The sequence below is a fragment of the Gordonibacter sp. 28C genome (genome assembly GCF_003339845.1).
In the GTDB taxonomy this organism is placed as follows: domain Bacteria; phylum Actinomycetota; class Coriobacteriia; order Coriobacteriales; family Eggerthellaceae; genus Gordonibacter.
This window is the reverse complement of record NZ_PPTR01000003.1, coordinates 370972-390871: the sequence shown is the minus strand read 5'-3', so window position 1 is coordinate 390871 and position 19900 is coordinate 370972. Positions and strand designations below refer to the sequence as shown.

The 19900-nt window shown below is 66.5% G+C and carries 15 protein-coding genes; 13 read left to right on the top strand and 2 right to left on the bottom strand.

The features are described from left to right. The first annotated feature begins 110 nt into the window (after positions 1-110). From C1878_RS05855 to moaC, 12 genes are all read left to right on the top strand, one after another. A complete protein-coding gene (locus C1878_RS05855; protein ID WP_114600747.1) occupies positions 111-635 on the top strand; it encodes an HdeD family acid-resistance protein in 525 nt (174 codons plus the stop codon). A 187-nt stretch (positions 636-822) separates the two neighbouring features. Continuing rightward, on the top strand, positions 823-2955 hold the full coding sequence (gene ligA / locus C1878_RS05850; RefSeq protein WP_114600746.1) for an NAD-dependent DNA ligase LigA: 2133 nt from the start codon (positions 823-825) through the stop codon (positions 2953-2955). A gap of 443 nt (positions 2956-3398) precedes the next feature. After that, positions 3399-5045, top strand: coding sequence for an ABC transporter substrate-binding protein (locus C1878_RS05845; protein WP_114600745.1), 1647 nt, complete (start codon positions 3399-3401; stop codon positions 5043-5045). Between the two features lie 413 nt (positions 5046-5458). Then, the gene (locus C1878_RS05840; protein WP_114600744.1) at positions 5459-6442 is read left to right on the top strand and encodes an ABC transporter permease; all 984 of its coding nucleotides are present in this window, start codon (positions 5459-5461) and stop codon (positions 6440-6442) included. Then, positions 6435-7322 carry an ABC transporter permease gene (locus C1878_RS05835; RefSeq protein ID WP_114600743.1) on the top strand — a complete coding sequence of 296 codons (888 nt, stop codon included), beginning with the start codon at positions 6435-6437 and terminating at the stop codon, positions 7320-7322. Before C1878_RS05840 ends, C1878_RS05835 begins: the two co-directional genes overlap by 8 nt. A gap of 9 nt (positions 7323-7331) precedes the next feature. Beyond that, the gene (locus tag C1878_RS05830; RefSeq protein WP_241963625.1) at positions 7332-8564 is read left to right on the top strand and encodes an ATP-binding cassette domain-containing protein; all 1233 of its coding nucleotides are present in this window, start codon (positions 7332-7334) and stop codon (positions 8562-8564) included. Continuing rightward, positions 8557-9183, top strand: a complete 627-nt coding sequence (locus C1878_RS05825) for an ABC transporter ATP-binding protein (RefSeq protein ID WP_114600742.1) — start codon at positions 8557-8559, stop codon at positions 9181-9183. Before C1878_RS05830 ends, C1878_RS05825 begins: the two co-directional genes overlap by 8 nt. Before the next feature lie 235 nt (positions 9184-9418). Further along, positions 9419-10348, top strand: coding sequence for an extracellular solute-binding protein (locus C1878_RS05820; RefSeq protein WP_114600741.1), 930 nt, complete (start codon positions 9419-9421; stop codon positions 10346-10348). A gap of 77 nt (positions 10349-10425) precedes the next feature. Then, a complete protein-coding gene (gene modB, locus C1878_RS05815; RefSeq protein WP_241963624.1) occupies positions 10426-11955 on the top strand; it encodes a molybdate ABC transporter permease subunit in 1530 nt (509 codons plus the stop codon). 205 nt (positions 11956-12160) lie between these two features. Next, positions 12161-13273: a sulfate/molybdate ABC transporter ATP-binding protein gene (locus C1878_RS05810; RefSeq protein WP_114600739.1), complete on the top strand. Its 1113-nt coding sequence runs from the start codon at positions 12161-12163 to the stop codon at positions 13271-13273. 109 nt (positions 13274-13382) lie between these two features. Next, a complete protein-coding gene (gene moaA / locus C1878_RS05805) occupies positions 13383-14384 on the top strand; it encodes a GTP 3',8-cyclase MoaA (RefSeq protein ID WP_114600738.1) in 1002 nt (333 codons plus the stop codon). 1 nt (position 14385) lies between these two features. Beyond that, on the top strand, positions 14386-14883 hold the full coding sequence (gene moaC / locus C1878_RS05800) for a cyclic pyranopterin monophosphate synthase MoaC (protein ID WP_080144795.1): 498 nt from the start codon (positions 14386-14388) through the stop codon (positions 14881-14883). Positions 14884-15079: 196 nt separating this feature from the next. Here the strand turns inward: moaC and C1878_RS05795 are convergent, their stop codons facing one another. Continuing rightward, positions 15080-16894, bottom strand: coding sequence for an FAD-binding protein (locus C1878_RS05795; RefSeq protein WP_114600737.1), 1815 nt, complete (start codon positions 16892-16894; stop codon positions 15080-15082). A gap of 270 nt (positions 16895-17164) precedes the next feature. On the opposite strand from C1878_RS05795, the gene C1878_RS05790 reads away from it, so the two are divergent. Beyond that, positions 17165-18631 carry a LuxR family transcriptional regulator gene (locus C1878_RS05790; protein ID WP_114600736.1) on the top strand — a complete coding sequence of 489 codons (1467 nt, stop codon included), beginning with the start codon at positions 17165-17167 and terminating at the stop codon, positions 18629-18631. 167 nt (positions 18632-18798) lie between these two features. Here the strand turns inward: C1878_RS05790 and C1878_RS05785 are convergent, their stop codons facing one another. After that, positions 18799-19722, bottom strand: a complete 924-nt coding sequence (locus tag C1878_RS05785) for a hypothetical protein (RefSeq protein ID WP_114600735.1) — start codon at positions 19720-19722, stop codon at positions 18799-18801. Positions 19723-19900: the final 178 nt, after the last annotated feature.

Below are 19900 nucleotides of genomic sequence, written 5' to 3'. Positions count from 1 at the left end.
CTCGACGCGGGCGTTCGGTGCGCTAGAATGGAGGCAACCATGACGGCGCCACGCACCGCTCGCTTTTCGGGGATGCGCCGAGCCGTCCGACCGACCAAGGAGCGTGAAGCGTGGATTCGACGAAAAAGCATGACTGGGGTTTGATCGTTGCGGGCGTCCTGCTCGTTCTATGTGCGTTCTTCTTTCTGGTGGCGCCGGGACTCACGCTCGTAACCATCACGGCCATCGCGGGCGCGGCCTTCCTTGTGTCCGGCGTCTTCGACATCATCAACTACGCACGGTTCCACAAGGTCATGAACCTTTCGGGCTGGGCCATCGCCTATGCGGTGCTCGACATCATCATCGGCCTCATGTTCCTGGTGCATCCGCTGGCGTTCGCCGCCGTTATCCCGTGGGTCATCGGCGCGTTCTTCATCGTGTTCGGCGTGTTCGAGATCATCGGTGCGTTCCGCGTGCGCAAGACGGGCATTTCGATGTGGGGCTGGATGCTGTTCTCGGGCATCGTGGGCGCGCTGTGCGGCCTGACGTTCTTCGTTTCGCCGGCGTCGTTCAGCATCTTCCTGTCCGTGTTCATCCTCATGCGCGGCGTGTCGCTCGTGTTCTACGGCTGGAACACGAACAAGGCGCTCATCTAGCGAGCGCGGCGCCCGGTGCGGCGTGCGAGCCTCAACCGCTTGCATGCGCAAACCTTGGGCATTCGGCGCGGTGCGGCCGCGACGTGATAAAATCGCTTCGAACCCACGAGAAGGCCCCGGTAGCGGGGCCTTCTTCCCGATAGGCACTCCGCGATGGGCGCCACGTTTCAGAGGACGGCGGAACTTTATGGCAGACGAACAGCGAACCTTGCTCGACGAACGCGCGCTGGCCGAGGCGACGAGCGACCCGGCGGCGCGCATTGAGGCGCTTCGGCGCGAGATCGAGCACCACACCTACCTCTACTACGCCCAGGACGCGCCCGAGATATCCGACGGCGCGTTCGACTCCCTCATGCGCGAGCTGCGCGAGCTGGAGGCGGCCCACCCCGAGCTCATCGATCCGGCCAGCCCCACGCAGCGCGTGGGCGGCTACGTGGGCGAGCAGTTCTCGGCCGTGCGGCATGCCCGGCGCATGTACTCGCTGGACAACGCCATGGATCTGGGCGAGCTGGACGCGTGGATCGACCGCGTGACGGAGGCGTTCGGACGCATGGTGCCCGTGGTGTGCGAGCTGAAGATCGACGGCTCGTCCATCGCGCTCACGTACGAGAACGGCCGCTTGGTCCGGGCCGCCACGCGCGGCGACGGCACGACGGGCGAGGACGTGACGGCGAACATGCGCACGGTGAAGGACGTGCCCCTGCGCCTGCGCGCGGAGGCCCTGGCGGGACTGCGGGACGCGGAGGCGCCGGTCGAGCTGCGCGGCGAGGTGTACATGCCGAAGGCGAGCTTCGACGCGCTCAACGCCTCCGCCGAGGCCAACGGAAAGGCCGCGTTCGCGAACCCGCGCAACGCCGCCGCCGGCAGCCTGCGGCAGAAGGACCCGTCCATCACGGCGATGCGCGACCTGTCCACGTTCCTGTATGCCGTGGCCGACGAGCGCGCCCTCGCCGCCGACGGCCAGTGGGAGCTTTTGCGGTGGCTGCGCGAGGCGGGCTTCCACGTGAACCCCGACGTGGAGCTGTGCGAGACGCGCGAGGCCGTCCACGCGTTCTGCGAGCGCGCCATCGAGCGACGCGACAGCCTGCCCTACGAGATAGACGGCGTGGTGGTGAAGGTGAACTCGTTTTCGCAGCAGGAGTCGATGGGCTACACGGCCCGCGCGCCGCGCTGGGCCGTCGCGTTCAAGTTCCCGCCCGAGGAGAAGACCACGCTTCTGCGCGACATCACCGTGCAGGTGGGGCGCACCGGCAAGCTCACGCCCGTGGCCGAGATGGATCCCGTGGTGGTGGCCGGCTCCACCGTGGCGCGCGCGACGCTGCACAACGAGGACGAGGTGCAGCGCAAGGACGTGCGCGTGGGCGACACCGTCATCGTGCGCAAGGCCGGCGACGTGATCCCCGAGGTGCTGGGGCCGGTGCTGGCGCTGCGTCCCGCCGACGCGCAGGTGTGGCACATGCCGAAGGAGTGCCCGAGCTGCGGCAGCCCCGTCATCCGCGAGGAGGGCGAGGTGGACTTCCGCTGCATCTCCATCGACTGCCCGGCGCAGGCGCTGGAGCGCTTGCTGCACTGGGCCAGCCGCGGTGCCATGGACATCGACGGCATGGGCGAGGAGATCGTGTCGCGCCTGGTGGAAAGTGGGCGCCTTGCCGACGTGGCCGACTACTACACGCTCGACGAGGTGGAGCTGTCGCTGTTGGACATGGGCCGCGTGAACAAGGAGGGCGAGCCCATCCGCCTGGGTCAGACGATGGCGAAGAAGCTCGTTGCCGCCATCGACGCGAGCCGCGGCCGCCCGTTCGCGCGCGCGTTGTTCGGGCTGGGCATCCGCCACGTGGGCAAGACCATCGCCGAGCTTTTGGCGGCGGCGTATCCGAGTATCGACGAGCTGCGCGCGGCCGACGAGGAGGCCCTGGCCGCCGTCGACGGCGTCGGCCCGAAGATCGCGCACAGCGTGTTCCTGTTCCTGCGCACGCCCGACAACGTGGCCGTCATCGAACGGCTGCAAAAGCGCGGCGTGGCGCTGGCCGACGAGGCGGCCGACGCGGGCGAGCAGCTGCCCCAGACGCTCGAGGGCCTCACGTTCGTGCTCACGGGAAGCCTGGTGGAGAGCGGCATGACGCGCGACGAGGCCGGGGCCGCGCTCAAGGCGATGGGCGCGAAGGTGTCCGGCAGCGTGTCGAAAAAGACGAGCTTCGTGGTGGCCGGCGAGGCCGCCGGGTCCAAGTACGACAAGGCCGTCGCCCTGGGCGTGCCCGTGCTGGACGAGGCCGCCCTCATGCGCATCCTGGAAACCGGCGAGGCGCCGGAAATGTCCTGAAAGGGGACTGTTCCCTTTCAGGACATTCCTCGTTTTGATGCCGAACGATGCCTTCGGCGGCTTTGATCGGCACGGTTTTCACCGATTCTGTGCAAGCTGGGGGCGGAAGGCGCTTTCGCCCTCTCGCGTCGACGGTGTGCGGCGGTTGTTTATGCAGGTCGCGAGTTTTGGAAAAGACCCGCGCGTCCCTGCGGGAAGCAGGTTGTGTCGGGAATCGGTGAAAACCGTGCCATAAGAAGTGCATATACCGTTGATGCACGTCAATGTGCAATGCGCGCCGCTCGCCCTTGCCCCCTCGTCAACGCCGTTCGCCGATGGGGTTACGAAAAATCTCATCGTAACATCCTTTGCGCCTTCCTTCTGCTATAGTGTGTTACGCAATTTAAGTACGTAACACCATCGGCGCGACAACGATGTCGGTGCGAGGGAAGGGAATCAACGGCATGACGGTATTGACGCGTCGCGATTTCGCGAAACTGACGGGTGCGACGGCTGCCACGTTGTCGCTGGGCGGTCTGCTGGCAGGCTGCGCGAGCGACGAGGCGAGCAAGCCCGCCGAAGGCGAGGCGAACGGGAGCGGAGAGGCTCCCTCGCAGGTCATCGTGTCCATGACGACCGGCTCCGAGCCGGCGGCCGGCTTCGACCCGATGGTGTCGTGGGGCTGCGGCGAGCACGTGCACGAGCCGCTCATCCAGTCCACGCTCATCACCACCACGACCGAGCTCGAGTTCGCGAACGATCTGGCCACGTCGTACGAGTGCTCCGAGGACGGCATGACGTGGACCTTCACCGTCCGCGACGACGTCAAGTTCACCGACGGCGTGCCCCTCACGGCGCGCGACGTGGCGTTCACCATCAACGGCATCTTGAACTCCGAGGCGTCCGAGTGCGATATGTCCATGGTGAGGGAGGCCGTGGCCACCGACGACGCCACCGTCGTCGTGCACATGGAGAAGCCGTTCAACGCCCTTTTGTACACGTTGGCCGTGGTGGGCATCGTGCCCGAGCACGCTTACGGGGATGCGTACGGCGACAACCCCATCGGCTCGGGCCGCTACCTGCTGGAGCAGTGGGACAAGGGGCAGCAGGTCATCCTCAAGGCCAACCCCGACTATTACGGGCCGGCTCCGAAGATCGAGCGCGTGGTGGCGGTGTTCATGGAGGAAGACGCGTCGCTCGCCGCGGCCCAGTCCGGCCAGGTGGACGTTGCCTACACCTCCGCGACGTTCGCCGACAAGCTTCCGGGCGGCTACGATCTGCTGAACTGCGCGTCCGTCGACTCGCGCGGCATCTCGCTGCCGGTCATCCCGTCGGGCGGCACGAAGACCGACGAGAAGGGCGAGGCGGCCGCCGGCAACGACGTGACCTGCGATTTGGCCGTGCGCCAGGCCATCAACTACGGCGTCGACCGCGACAAGATGATCGACAACGTGTTGAACGGTTACGGCACCGTCGCCTACAGCGTGGGCGACGGCATGCCGTGGTCCTCGCCCGACATGAAATGCTCGACTGACGGCGCGTTGGCGAAGAAGCTGCTCGACGACGGCGGCTGGGCGGTCGGTTCGGACGGCATCCGCGAGAAGGACGGCAAGCGCGCCGCGTTCAACCTGTACTACTCGGCCAGCGACACCGTGCGCCAGGCCATCGCGTCCGAGTTCGCCAACCAGATGAAGGAGCTCGGCATCGAGGTTGCCATCAAGGGCGCCAGCTGGGACGACCTGTACCCGCACCAGTTCACCGATCCGGTGGTGTGGGGTTGGGGTACGAACGCCCCTACCGAGACGTACAACCTGTTCTACTCCAAGGGCACGGGCAACTACGCCTGCTATGAGAACGCGACGACCGACGCGTACCTGGACGAGGCGCTGGCCCAGCCCAAGGTGGAGGATTCGTTCGAGCTGTGGCAGAAGGCCCAGTGGGACGGCCAGACCGGCATCGCCCCGCAGGGCGCGGCGCCGTGGGTGTGGTTCGCTAACATCGACCACTTGTACTTCGCGAAGGAGAACCTGAAGGTCGCGGAGCAGAAGCCGCATCCGCACGGGCACGGCTGGTCGCTCGTGAACAACGTCGACCAGTGGTCGTGGGCGTAGTCTGACGTTGCCGACGCGGGAGGGGCGGGCTGTGCCCAGTCGCTCGGCGGTTCGACCTGCTCGGCGGGGCTCCGAAGGGGGCCTGCTGCTCGGGCAGTCCTGGGCTCGCGCGAACAGCCCGCTGGGCTGTTCGGCTCGTGCGGAACTCGCAGCAGGCCCCCTTTGGAGCCCCGCCTGCTTGTAGGGCGCTTGGTGGGCACAGCCCGCCCCTCCCGCTGACCGTCACGGGAACGCGGCGGGGCTGGTCGGCGTTTTCCCTCGTTGGGGAAAGGGCGGGGTGCTGGTGGGTTGTGTTTTGTAGGGGCGCTCTCCAGAGCGCCCGGTCGCGCGAAGCGCGAGAACGTGAATTCTGGTAGAGTTATCCGGCTTCGCCGGATTGGGCGATGGACGGGAGGGGCGGTCGAGGAAACAGGGTGGCAAACTTCATCCTTCGAAACATAGCGAAGTTCGTGCTGCTCATGATCGCCGTGAGCATGGTGACGTTCGTGCTGGTGAGCATCTCGCCGGTCGACCCGGTGCAGGCCAACGTGGGACAGACGGCCTACATCAACATGAGCGAAGCGAAGCGCGCGCAGCTGGCCGAGTACTGGGGCGTGAACACTCCTTTGTGGGAGCGTTACGCCAACTGGTTCGGCGACCTGCTGCACGGCGATCTGGGCACGTCGCTGCGGTTCAACGCGCCGGTGGCCGACGTCATCGCCACGCGGGCGGTGAACTCGCTCGCGCTCATGGCCACGGCTTGGGTGGTGAGCGGCGTCCTGGGCTTCGCGCTGGGCATCCTGGCGGGCGCGAACCGCGGGCGGCCGGTCGACCGCGTTGTGAAGGGGTACTGTTTCCTGTTGGCGTCCGTGCCCACGTTCTGGCTGGGTCTGGTGTTCCTCATCGTGTTCTCGGTGTGGCTGGGATGGTTCCCGTTCGGCTTCTCAGTGCCCATCGGGGTGTCGGCGGCCGACGTGACCTTGGCCGACGCGCTGCACCATCTGGCTTTGCCGGCGCTCACGCTGTCGGTGGTGGGCGTGGCCAACATCGCGCTGCACACGCGCGAGAAGACCATCGACGTGCTGGAGAGCGACTACGTGCGCTTTGCCCGCGCTCGCGGGCTTTCCACCTGGGGCGCGCTGCGCCACCACGGGCTGCGGAACCTGGCGCTGCCGGCGCTCACGCTGCAGTTCGCGTCCATTTCGGAGATATTCGGCGGATCGGTGCTGGTGGAGCAGGTGTTCTCGTATCCCGGCCTGGGGCAGGCGGCCGTCACGGCGGGCCTCGGCGGCGACGTGGCGCTGCTGGCGGGCATCGCCCTGTTCTCGGCGGCGTTCGTGTTCGGCGGCAACCTGATCGCGAACGTGCTGTACGGCGTCGTGGACCCGCGCATACGGAAAGGGGAGGCCCATGCGTAGCAAGGATGCTGCGGCGTTGGCGGGCGGCCTTGCCCCCGTGCTGTATCGTCCGCGCAAGGCGCGCGTGGCCAACCGCAAGCTGACGCTCGCCGCGTTCGTGGCGGCCGTGGCCGCGCTGGCCGTTGTGGTGGTGGCCGGTATCGCCGTGACCGACGCGGCCACGGCGACCGACTTCTCCATCAAGAACCTCGCTCCCAGCCTGCAGCATCCGTTCGGCACGGACTGGATGGGCCGCGACATGATGCTGCGCACGCTGGCGGGTCTGTCCACCAGCGTGCTGGTGGGGCTGTTGGCCGCCGGCGTGTCGTCGATCATCGCCCTGGTCATGGGCGCGGTGGCGGCGCTCGGCGGCAAAAAGGCCGACGCGGTGGTCACGTGGCTCATCGACCTCATGATGGGCGTTCCGCACATCGTGCTGCTCATCCTTATATCGTTCGCCCTGGGAAAGGGCTTCTGGGGCGTGACCATCGGCGTGGCCGTGACGCACTGGCCGAGCCTCGCCCGCGTCGTGCGCGCCGAGATACTGCAGTGCAAGCAGTCCGCGTTCGTGGCGGCCGCGCGCAAACTGGGCCAGGGGCCGGCCAGCGTCGCCGCGAAGCACATGATGCCCTACGTGCTGCCGCAGTTCCTCGTGGGCCTTATCCTGTTGTTCCCGCACGCCATCCTGCACGAGGCGGCCGTCACGTTCCTGGGCTTCGGCCTGCCGCCCGAGCAGCCGGCCATCGGCGTCATCTTAAGCGAGTCGATGGGCTACCTGTCGGCCGGCATGTGGTGGCTCGCGGTGTTCCCGGGCCTGGCGCTTATCGCCACGGTGCTGCTGTTCGACGCGGCGGGCTCGAACCTGCGCAAGCTCATCGACCCGCACAGCTCGCAGGAGTAGGGGGCAGACGTGGAAGACGGCAGCATGACGCAAGGCGAATCGCAGGCATTCCGTGCGACCGAGTCCGACGCGGCGCCGGACGCGCGCCTCGACGCGCGCGACCATGAGCGCACGAGCCATGCCGACGTCCAAAAGCACCACCACCACACGCATGCCCCGGTATCGCATCACGAGCACGGGCACCATCTGCTGCAAGTGGAGGACTTGAGCGTGGGCTTCCGCATGTACGACGAGGGCGCCCCGTTCTTTCGCGCGCGGCAGCGCGTGGTGGAGGTCATCCACCGCTTGAGCATCTCGGTGCACGTGGGCGAGATCGTGGCCGTGGTGGGCGCGTCGGGTTCGGGCAAAACGCTTCTAGCCGACGCCATTTTGGGACTGTTCGAGCCGAACGCCACCGTGACCGGCCGCATCTGGTACGACGGCGAGCTCCAGGACGCCGGGTCGCTCGCGGAGCGCCGCGGCAACGGCATCTCGCTCGTGCCCCAGAGCGTGAACCATTTGGACCCGCTCATGAAGGTGGGGCGGCAGGTGGAGGGTTTCGCGCGCTCGGACGTTCCGCGCGCCGAGCGAAGCCTGCGCCGCGAGAGGCTGTTCGCGCGCTACGGGCTTTCGGAAGACGTGGCGGACTTCTACCCGTTCGAACTGTCGGGCGGCATGGCGCGCCGCGTGCTGCTGTGCTGCGCGCTCATGGACGACCCCCGGCTCGTCATCGCCGACGAGCCCACGCCGGGCCTCGACCTCGATCTGGCCGTGCGCGCCCTCGGCGATTTCCGCGACTTCGCGGACGCGGGCGGCGGCGTGCTGCTCATCACGCACGACATCGAGCTGGCTTTGCGCGTGGCCGACCGCGTGGCGGTGTTCAAGGAAGGCACCGTGGTGGAGGAGACCGCCGTGGCGAACTTCGCGTCGCCGGACACGCTGGAGCATCCGTTCTCGCGCGAGCTGTGGCATGCGTTGCCGGAACACGACTTCGCTGTTCCACCTGCGAGTCCGCTCGCCGGGGGCGGGGTCGCCCAGTCGCTCGGGCAGTCCTGCTCGCACGAAACGCCCACTGGTCGTTTCGGCTCGTGTGGAACTCGCTTGGTGGGCGGCCCCGCCCCCGGCGAGCTCCAAGGGGAGTCGAAGCTTTCCGAGCACGAAGGCCTCCTCGGGGAAACCCTTGAACCTGCACGTGAGAGGTGCGAAGTTCGCGTCGAGGCTGGAGGAGAAAAGGGCGGCGGCAAGGAGGAGGATCGTGCTTGAGGCTCGTGACATAACCTATGCTCATTCGGGGGCTGCGGCCTTGTACCGGGGATTTAGCTTGTCGGTGGCGTCTGACGAGCGGGTGGCTGTCAGCGCGCCTTCGGGGTTCGGGAAGACGACGCTGTGCCGGTTGTTGGCCGGTTACGAGCGGCCGCAGAAGGGCGAGATCCTCGTGGACGGGCAGCCCCTGCCGAAGCGCGGCGCGTGCCCCGTGCAGATGATATGGCAGCATCCCGAGACGGCCGTCGATCCGCGCATGCGCATGGCGAACACGCTGGCCGAGGCGGGCGACGTTCCCGACCAATTGCTCGACGACCTGGGCATCCAGCGCAAGTGGCTCACCCGCTACCCCCACGAGCTTTCCGGCGGCGAACTGCAGCGCTTCTGCATCGCCCGCGCGCTGGCCGTGCGTCCGCGCTATCTGGTGGCCGACGAGGTGTCCACCATGCTCGACGCCGTCACCCAAGCCCAGATATGGCGCTTCCTGGTGGCGGAGACCGAGCGGCGGGGCATCGGGCTGGTGTTCGTGTCCCATTCCCCGGCCCTCACCGAGCGCGTGGCCACCCGCGTGGTAAGGCTCGACGCGGAGGGCGTCTCGTCTCCTTCGCCCCATTCGTAGGGCTCGGCTTCTCGAAGGCCGCGCCTACTCGGCGGAAGGCGCGCGGCGGCGCGTCCCCGGCTCCGATGTTGATTTTTTTGCCGTCCTTTCTGCTCCAATGATGATATTTGTATTTGACTATATACTATAAAAAGAATAGTATAAGTGCATCAAAGCGCGGATCGGCCGAGTTCAGGGGGCTGGTCGATCGGTGCTGTTGGGACGATGTCAAAAAGAGAACCAGGGAAGGGTACCAATGAAGAAGCACATTCGCATTGCGGTGGCGGCAGCTTGCGCGTTCGCCATGGTGGGCGCGTTCGCGATGTTCGGCTGCTCGTCGAACGACCAGAAGGCCGACGAGTCCAAAGCCGACGAGCCCAAGACCGAGCAGCACGAGGCCGTGGAGCTGCAGCTGTTCGCGGCCAACTCGCTGTCGAAGGCCATGGACGCCGTTCAGGAGCTTTACACGCAGGATCACGATTGGGTCACGTTCAAGGACACGCAGTACCTGTCCTCGGGCGAGCTCAACGAGCAGCTGGCCGGCGGCGCGTACGCCGACGTGCTGATCTCCGCGTCGAAAGGCAAGATGGACGACGCCGTGAGCGCGGGCTACGTCGACGAGGCCACGCGCTTCGACATGTTCAAGAACGACTTGGTCATGGTCACGGGCGAGAGCTCCGAGCTGGCTGCCAAGTACGGTGCCGACCAGAGCTTCACGCTTGAGGACGTGGCTTCCGGCGACTACGCCGTGGCCGTGGGCGACGACTCCGTGCCCGCAGGCAACTACGCCAACCAGGCGCTCTCCACGGTGAACTGCTTCGTCGATCCCGACGGCAAGACCGGCTCCGACAGCGCCGGCAAGGCCAACGGCACCGACGCCTACGCGGGCACCCCGCTCGCCGGCAAGGTGAACGCGCAGACCTCCGTGGGCAACGTGTGCAAGCAGGCCGAGTCCGGCGCCGTGGACGTGGCGTTCGTGTACAGCTCCGACGTGTTCCGCTTCGGCGGCGTGAAGGTCATCGGCGTCGTGCCGAACGACACGCACAAGAAGATCATCTACCCGGCCGCCATCTGCAAGGATTCCAAGCAGGCCGAAGCCGCCCAGGAGTTCCTCGACTGGGCAACCACCAACGCCGATGCCAAGAAGCTGTGGCAGGAGTGGGGCTTCGAGCTCGTTACCGAGTAACGATTCCCGCACATACGGTATCATGACCAGGAGAGGATGGGCAAAGCGCCCATCCTCTCCGTGCGATAAGGAAAGCCATGAGAATCTTCCAAACAGACGCTTCTGCGGGCGGACGGGACAGGCTGGCTCGCGAAGCGGCGGACGCTGCGCGCCCTGGCGCGGCCGCGCCAATGGGCGCGAAGGGCAGGGGGAAGCGGGTCTCGGCCCTCTTCTTCGCGCTCGCCTTCGCATGTATGCTCGCGCTCGCCCCTGCTCTCGCCTTCGCGGGCACCGACGACGAGGGCGACCTCGACGCGCCGAATCCGGCTGCCGGGGCGGGTTCCGACGCCGCGCAGAACGCCACGGCGGCCGACGACGCCGTGAGCCTGGCCGCCGACGGAACGGCCGCCTCCCTCGACGGAAGCCCCTTCGCGCTCAAGGACTTCTCGCGCTCCCAGGTGGGCAGCAACAGCGACATCGGCGGAACGTACGCCGGCTACCGCTACTTCGTGTCCGACGAGCCCGGCAGCCTGGTGGTCATAGCGGTCGAGGGCCTCACCGTGGTGTACGTGCCCGCGGACACGGCGCAGCGGGTGGGCTTCGACGCCGGGTCCTCCGAGAGCCGCTCCTACCTCAAGCGCCTGCTGGTCGCGCTGGACGCCCAGAACTCGAAGGGCGGCGCGACGCTGTCCGTGGAAGGCGAATGGCTGTTCACGGGCGCGACCGAGTTCGAACAGGACGGCGTGGCGTACAGGTTCGACCAGGAGCTCAAGCCGGGCGAGTACTACGCCTGCGTCGTCGGCTCGGACGGCTCGGACGTCACCGAGGCCTCGAACCCCGCCCACGTGCGGCTCACGCACGCCGACTTCGCCACGCTCGCCCCGGCGGGCGACGTCGAGGTGGTGGGCGCCGCCACCGGCTTCGCCGCGCTGGCGGAGTTCCTGGGCGGCATCGACCTGAGCCCCTTGTGGGTGACGCTCAAGACCACCCTCACGGCCATCGTGTTCATCTTCGTGCTGGGCTTGGCGGCCGCGTACTTCAGCCTGCGCATCCCCGCGCGAGCGCAGGACATCGCAGACTCCATCTTCACCATCCCCATGGTGCTGCCGCCCACGGTGTGCGGCTTCTTGCTGCTGCTGGCGTTCGGCAAGAACACGGCGGTGGGGCAGTGGTTCATCGACATCGGCTTCCCGCTCATATTCAGCTGGCAGGCAACCGTGCTGGCGGCCGTGGTGGTGGCGTTCCCGCTCATGTACCGCAACGCGCGCGGCGCGTTCGAGAACCTCGATCCCAACATGCTCGACGCGGCGCGAACGCTGGGTTGGAGCAACGCGAAGATATTCTTCAAGCTCATGCTGCCGCTGTCGTGGTCGTCCATCGCGGCAGGCACGGTGCTGTCGTTCGCGCGCGCCCTGGGCGAGTTCGGCGCCACGCTCTTCCTGGCCGGCAACTACCTCGGCATCACGCGCACCATCCCCATCGCCATCTACTTCGAGTGGATGAACGGCAACACCGACGTGGCCATCTTCTGGACCATCGTCATCATGATATTCAGCTTCGTGGTCATCCTGTTCATCAACCTGTGGAGCAGGCGCACGACGAAGTACCGCAGGAAGGCCGAAGCATGATGGGCGGCTTTGCAGCGCGGACGGGCGGCGATGCCCGGTTGCCCGTGGAAGCGGCCTTATGCGAACCTGCCCGCAGGCGGAGGCGTCGCAAAACGATGACGCGCAGCGCGCCACCCTCTGTCATCCTGAGCGGAGCGCGTAGCGCGAAGTCGAAGGATCCCGTGCGGCGCCAGCTGAAAACCTTTGGGAAGGAGCCGATGCCGGCATGAGCCTTGAAGTCAACATCAAGAAGCGGTTCTCGTCGTTCACGCTGGACGTGGCGTTCGAGGCGGGGGACGAGACGCTGGGGTTCCTCGGCGCGTCGGGGTGCGGCAAGAGCCTCACCATGCGCTGCATCGCCGGCATCGAGACTCCCGACGAGGGGCGCATCGTAGTGAACGGGCAGGTGTTCTTCGACTCCGCGCGGAAGATCAACCTGAAGCCGCAGCAGCGCAAGACGGCGCTGCTGTTCCAGAGCTACATGCTGTTCCCGAACCTTACCGTGGCCGAGAACGTGGGCGCGGGCATCGGGCGCGACGTGCCGAAGGGCGAGCGCGCCGCCGTGGTGGCGGCCGAGCTCAAGCGGTTCGGCCTCGAGGGCTTCGACAAGCGCTACCCGGCGCAGCTCTCGGGCGGCCAGCAGCAGCGCGTGGCGCTCGCCCGCATGCTGGCGGCGCGCCCCGGCATCCTCATGCTGGACGAGCCGTTCTCGGCGCTCGACTCGCATCTGAAGAGCGTGCTCGAGCAGAACCTGGTGAGCCTGTTCGACGCGTTCCACGGCACGGTGCTGTACGTGAGCCACGACATCGACGAGGCGCTGCGCTTCTGCGACCGCATCGCCGTGGTGGAAGCCGGGCGCATCATGGAGACGGGCACGGGCGACGACCTGGTGAACAGCCCCCAGTCGCTCGCCGGCATCAAGCTGTCGGGTTGCAAGAACGCCACGCCGGCCGAGCGCCGCGGCAAGCATCTGGTGCGCCTGCCCAAGTGGGGCGTGGAGGTGGCCACGGAGGAGTTCGTCCCCGAGGACGTCAAGCACCTGGGCGTGCGCGCCTTCTTCCTCGAACGCGCCGACGGGCCCGGCGAAAACGTTTACCGCGTGCGCGTGGACCGCGTGAGCGATTCGCGCTTCGAGCGCACGGTGCTCTTGGGCTTCCTCGATCGCGACGAGACGGAGGTGCCCACGGTGGAGCGCACGGAAGACGAGATGAAGTACCTGCACCAGCACCTGTTCTGGCGCATCGACAAGCTCTCGACGCCTGCGGACCGCCTGCCCTACGAAGGCGAGGAGCTGTGGATCCGCATCCCGCCCGACAAGGTGTACCTGGTTTCGCGATAAAGGCCCGGCCGCGCGGGTGGCGGTCCTTTCGCCTGTTGGGCCAGATTGCGCCCCGCGATCATAGGATCATGTCCTATAATATTCTCCCATGAGAAGGGAAGGGGCCCCTATGAAAGACAGCCATGGTCGCACCATCGACTATTTGAGAATATCGCTTACCGACCGCTGCAACTTCCGGTGCATCTACTGCATGCCGGAAGAAGGCGTGAAGTCGCTTGCCCACGAGGACATCCTGAGCATCGAGGAGATGGAGGAGGCGGTGCGCGTCGCCGCCGGCATGGGCATACGCAGCATCCGCCTGACGGGCGGCGAGCCGCTCGTGCGCCTGGGCGTGGTCGACCTGGTGCGCGCCATCGCGCACACGCCCGGCATAGAGAACGTGTCCATGACCACGAACGGCGTGCTGCTGCCGAAGATGGCCGCCGAGCTCAAGCAGGCGGGGCTCTCGCGCGTGAACATCTCGCTCGACACGCTCGATCCCGAGCAGTTCAAGCAGATCACGCGCCGCGGCGAGCTGCAGCAGACGCTCGACGGCATCGACGCCGCGCTCGAGGCGGGCTTCAACCCCGTCAAGATCAACGCCGTGGCCGTGCGCAGCCTGAACCAGGACTATCTGGCGTTCGCGAAGCTGTCCATCGACCGTCCGCTGCACGTGCGCTTCATCGAGTACATGCCCGTGGGCGAGAGCTCGGGCAGCCATGGCTGCGGCTGGGGCAAGGAGGACGTCGTCCCCAGCGAGGAGCTGCACGACATCATCAACGAGCGCGCCCGCGCCGCCGGTATGGACGAGCTGGTGCCCGCCGGAGACGACAAGCCGCTCGGCTGGGGACCGGCGCGCTACTTCGAGTTTCCGAACGCGCAGGGCACGGTGGGCTTCATCTCGCCGCTGTCGCGCCACTTCTGCAGCGAGTGCAACCGCCTGCGCCTCACGGCCGACGGCAAGCTGCGCCCGTGCCTGTTCTCGGACGACGAGTACGACCTGCGCACCGCGCTGCGCGCCGGCGACGACGACGCGGCGCGCGCCGTGTTTGCCGAGGCCCTGGGCGCCAAGCCCGACGAGCACCACGACAAGGTAGGAACCGAACGCGGCATGAGCCAAATTGGAGGATAGCATGACCGAGCAGCAACTCACCCATATCGACGAGCACGGCGACGTGCGCATGGTGGACGTGTCGCAGAAGGCCGACACCGAGCGCGTGGCCGTGGCCGAGGGCTTCATCAGCATGAAGCCGGAAACGCTCGCGCTCATCGTGGAGGGCAAGGCCGCCAAGGGCGACGTGCTGGCCTGCGCCCGCGTGGCGGGCGTCATGGCGTCGAAGCGCACGAGCGACCTCATTCCCATGTGCCATCCGCTGAACATCACGAAGGCCAAGGTGGAGTGCGCGCCCGTGGAGGCCGGCGAGCGCGAGGACGGCCTCGTGGGCATCCATGTGACCACCACCTGCGGCGTCACCGGAAAGACCGGCATCGAGATGGAGGCGCTCACCGCCGCAAGCGTGGCGTGCCTCACCGTGTACGACATGTGCAAAGCCGTCGATCGCGGTATGGAGATCATGGACGTGCGCCTTCTGAAGAAAGACGGCGGCAAGACGGGCCTCTGGGAGCGCTAGGGCCCCCTCCGCTTCGCGATCGTCGGAGCCCCTCCGCCGCGCTCCGCGGGCTTCGCCGTTTGGGCGATCCGCTCGCTCGCGGACACGCGGGAGCGGATCGCTTCCGTGCACGAAAAACCGCCGTCCGGGAGGGGTGGACGGCGGTTTTGAAGGGGATGCAGGCGTCGCCGAGAGGCGGCGCCTGCAAGGGATATGCTTAGATGTCGAGGCTGGGGATCTTCGTCTCGGCATCGCCGCCGGCGGCGTTGATGCCGGCGATGCGGCCGAAGGTGACGCAGCGGCCGTGGCCGATGCCCGGCACGTAGGTGGGGTAGTCGCCCGCGCCGAAGAACTCGCCGGCGGCCGAGCCGCACACGTACAGACCCTCGATCGGCTGGTCCTCGGCGTCGAGCACCTGCGCGTCGACGTTGGTGCGCAGGCCGCCGCACATAGTGAGGAGGCTGGCCACCAGCTTGCCCGCGTAGAACGGCGGGTCCTGCACCTTGCCCATAACTTCGGGGCGCTTGCCGTAGTCGAGATCCTTGCCCAAATCGCACAGCTCGTTGTAGCGATCGACCGTGGCCTTCAGGTTCGCGGCCGGCACGCCCATCTTCTCGGCAAGCTCATCCAGAGAGTCGGCCTTCACCGTCTGGCCCTTTTCGATCTCGCCTTCCAGCACGAGCTTCTGGGCTTCCAGGTTATACTCGCCGCCCACAGGCTGCGTGAGCTGGCCCCACTGCAGGCCGCCGCCGAGGCCGGCGTCCATCTGCGCCTTCACCTGCTCCAGGCCATGCGAGTCGTAGATGGTCCAGGCGTCCTTCTGCGTCTGCAACGCCTTCGTGACGCTCTTCGACTGGGTGTTCACGTCCTCGTTCTTGAAGCGCTTGCCGTCCCAGTTCACGTGCAGGAAGCCGTAGCTGGCCGCGCCGAAGTCAAGGTGCATGACGGCCGCGTGCGGCTCGGACTTCTGCATGGCCGCGCCGGCCCAGATGGCCTGCTTGTGCATGTCGCCGGTATCGCAGTCGGGCGGGTTGTAGAAGCGGCCGTCCATGGCGTAGGCGGTCATGGGCGAATAGTACTGGAACATCTCGTCGTCGGCCGCGTAGTCGCCCGAGGCGATGATGACCGATTTCGCGTTGATTTGCGTGTACTCGTCCTTGCCGGTGGAGATGATGGCGCCGGTCACCGGGCCGTCGCCATCGCGGACGAGGCGCTCGCTCTTCGTTTCCCAGCGGATCTCGCCGCCCTTGTCGGCGATGGTCTCGTACAGAGCCGGCACGAGCACCGCGTTGCCGTACACGTCGCCCACGCCCGAGCCCTCGTAGAACGTGAAGTTGATGGTTTCCTCGTACTTGTCGGCCTTGTAGAAGATGTGCGTGACCGGATATTCGGTGTAATCGGGACCCTTGTAGTAGCCGTCCCACAAAAGCGCCTCGAGGCCCTTCTTCGTGGCCAGATCGTACAGCCAATCGAAGCACGCCCCGCTCTTGTGCGCGAACTCCCACAGCAGCGGCTCCTTGACGCGGCCCTGCGCCCAGTTGATCCAGCGGCGCACGACGTTGTTGTAGTTCGGTTCCTCGACGAGGCCCTGGTCCACAAGACCCTGCTGCACCTTGGTATGGAAACCGGCGATGTGCACGCCGCGCGCGACCACCGTCTCGGGGTTCTTGTCGATGGTGATGACCTTCTTCGCGCCCTCCTCGAGCGCGGCGATGGTGGCGCAGCAGCCGCCCAGGCCCGCGCCGATGACGAGCACGTCGCAGTCTTCGGTGCTGGCGATCTTGTTGCCGTCGATGGCATCGGGAGCGATCTCCCAGCTGTGCTTGCCCGCCACGTCGGGGCCGGCAGAAGCGCCGCTTTCGGCCACGGGCATCCCACCCGCCGCGTCGGACCCGTTTGCCGTCGATGCCTTGTCGCTGCTGCTCTGCGGAGCGCACCCCGCCAGCCCGGCAACCGCCGCGCCCGCGAGCGCGGTGCCGCCCAGACCCAAGAACGCCCGCCGCGAAAGGCCCTGCTTCTTTTCTTCCTCCATGTTCGATTCCCTCCTCCGTTGTTTAGCTTGCGGCCCCTTGCTGCCGCGTTGCCCCGACCATACGCCTGACCCCGCGCGTCATCATCCCGTCGGCCGGGGGAACTTTGGCTCCGTGCGTGATTTCCCCCTACCTGGGGGAGGCTATTTGCACGGCCAGCTCGGCACGATATGAGTCCCTCGCGTATACTCTTGCATGGGGATAGCTGTCGGATTCACTCGTGCGCCGCGGCGCGAAGCGAGGGCTTCCGGTGCACGCAAGGGGAGGGACGCATGACATCATCGTTGCGCAAGGAACTATGGCGCACGCCCGACGTGCTCGGGTTCGCGGCGCATTGGACGTGGATCTGGTGCGTGTTTTGGAGCTCGCTGTTCTACGCCGAGGGAACGCTGCTCGGCTCGTCGGTTCCCGCCGGCGCCGCGGCGGGACTTGCGGCCATCGCGCTGGAGCCGCTGTGGGTGACGTCGCTGCTGGCGAACGTGGTGACCATCGCGTTTTTGCTGCTGCTCTCCTATGCGAGGAACCCGCTGTCCGACGTGAAGAGCCTCCCCGTCCTTGCCGCCGCGTTCACCGCGCTGGGGACGCTGGCCATCTCCCATCCGTCGCTCGTTTTAACGGACGGCGGCGCCTGGGCCGTCTATCTGGCCGGCTCGCTGCTCACGGGCGTGGGCAGCGGCATCGTCGTGGTGCTGTGGGCCGAGCTGTTGGCGTCTCTGGGATCTCAGCGCACGGTGAACTACAGTGTGGTGTCTTTGCTGATCGCCGCCGTGGCGTACCTGGTCATCAGCCTGCTGCCTATCGACATGGCGCAGCTGACGGTGGTTTTGCTGCCCCTCGTCAGCATGGGGTGCTTCGTCCATTTCAAGCGCAGCGTGCCGCGGCCGCCCCGGGCCATGCGCAACGTGCGCGTGCGCGAGAAGCCGCCCGTGCGCATGATGGTGATAGCCGTGTTCTTCGGCGTGTCGTTCGGCGCCATGAAGGGGCTGATCGCTCCGGTGGACAGCGAATGGATCGGCGTGCGCGACCAGTTGAACATCATCGCCATCGCGGGCGGCGCGCTGGCCGTGTTCGTCACCATGAGCGTGTACAAGATGGACTTCGACCATCTGACATACCAGATCGCGCTGCCGCTCATGGCGGCGGGGTTCTTGTTCCTGCCGCTGCACGAGCCGTGGAACGTCATCGGCACCGCCGTGCACCAGTTCGGCTATCAGTACTTCTACATCGTGCTGTGGGCGCTGTGGCCTGTGCTGGCCGCACGGGGAAGGGTGCCCACCGGCTGGGTGGTTGGATGGGGTCTGCTGTCCATCCAACTGGGGCAATTCGTCGGATCGATCGCCGCTTCGAGCGCCCTCGCGTTCGTTCAAGATGATTTGGGACTTGCCATGCTGTCGGCTGGCATCGTCTTCGTGATCCTTCTCATCGCGCTGTTCGCCATGGGAAGCGGTTCGGCCAACACGGGATGGGGCTTCGTGAAGCCTATGGAGGAGGCCGACGCCACGTCCGATTTCGAGAAAGCCGGCACGCGCCTGGCGCGTCGCTGCCGCCTTTCGCCGCGCGAGATCGAGGTGTTCTTCCTGCTGGCGAAGGGACGCAACCGGGCCTATATCCACGAGGAGCTGGTCATAGGCGACGAGACGGTGAAAAGCCACATCAAGAGCATTTACCGAAAAACCGATGTGCATTCGCAGCAAGAGCTGATCGATCTGCTGGAACGCGAAAGCGGCGTCGAAGAATAGGGTGCTTCAAGCCTCTTCGAAGGCGACCCGCCGTTTGCAGGGCGATGGGAAGGCGAGTCGCTCTCGAGGAGGGTTTGGGGACGACGAGCATGCGGCAGCGGTTTGCCGGGCAAACGCCGGTATCGGTTTAGCGATGGAATTGCCGAAAGCGGATCTGTCGTCGAAGGCTAGCCGAGAGGTATCGCGTCCCTCCCGGCGACCGGATCCACCGGGTCGCCGTACTCGTCGATCGTTCCGTTCTCGCGGCCCTCGAGGTACTTCTGCCGCGCTTTGCCGCGTCGGAACGCGACCGGCGCCTTGCCGCTGCTCAACTGGTAGCAGTACCAGAACACGAACGGGATTCCGATGATGCCGTTCACCATGCCCCACCAGTACATGACCTCGGGGTTGAACCATGCGGCGCTGTTCATGATGGTGGGGAACAGCAGCGGGAAGCAGCTGCGCAGCAAGAGATGCGCGCCCAGCGTGTAGATGCGCCCGGTGATGTACAGCTCGGGGCGGCGCATGATGATGGGGTAGAGCTCGGCCGCGGCCAGGATGCAGCAGGTGGACGCGAAGAACTCGTGGCCCTCGGCGTACACGAAGCAGGCGTTCCACGTGGTGTACAGGAAGTTCCACATGGGCACGGTGTAGGACAGGATCTCGCCGTGGCTGGACGTGTCGTACTTCCAGTACTTGTCGCCGAACGGCATGGTGACGCACAATATGAAGCCGGCCAGCGCGTTCATCATGTTGCCCATCTGCACATCGCGCAGCGTGGCCTCGGCGATATTGCAGAACACGATGCCGTACAGTGCCCAACGCACCCAGCGTTTGCGCATGGTGCGCCAGAACGGCGTGTCCTTCTGCTCGACGGCGGCGATGCGGCCCACGCCCGCGAAGATGAGCGGCAGGATGACGGAGAGGTTCTTCGCCCACCGGAACCAGTCGTCGCCGGGGATGTTCGCGATCCAAAGCGGTATGGTGACCAGGGACACCACCCACACCCACATGGACGTGCGGCAGTGCCGTCGCATGAATTCGGTGAGCAGCATCAAGAGCACGATGTAGACGACCATGGAAACGGGCGTGACCCAAACCGGAACCGTCATGGCGACCTCCTTGGACGCGGGCTCGCGCGCATCCCCCGCGCTGCGAGCCGCAGGCGCCGCGCTTCGGCGGCGACCTCCCCATACGTTGCCGCGAGTGTAGCATCGTCGCAGGTCCGTTGTCTTTCACATCGAAGGCCGATGCGTAAAAACAGATGCCCCGCTCCTCGAAGCGCCGAGG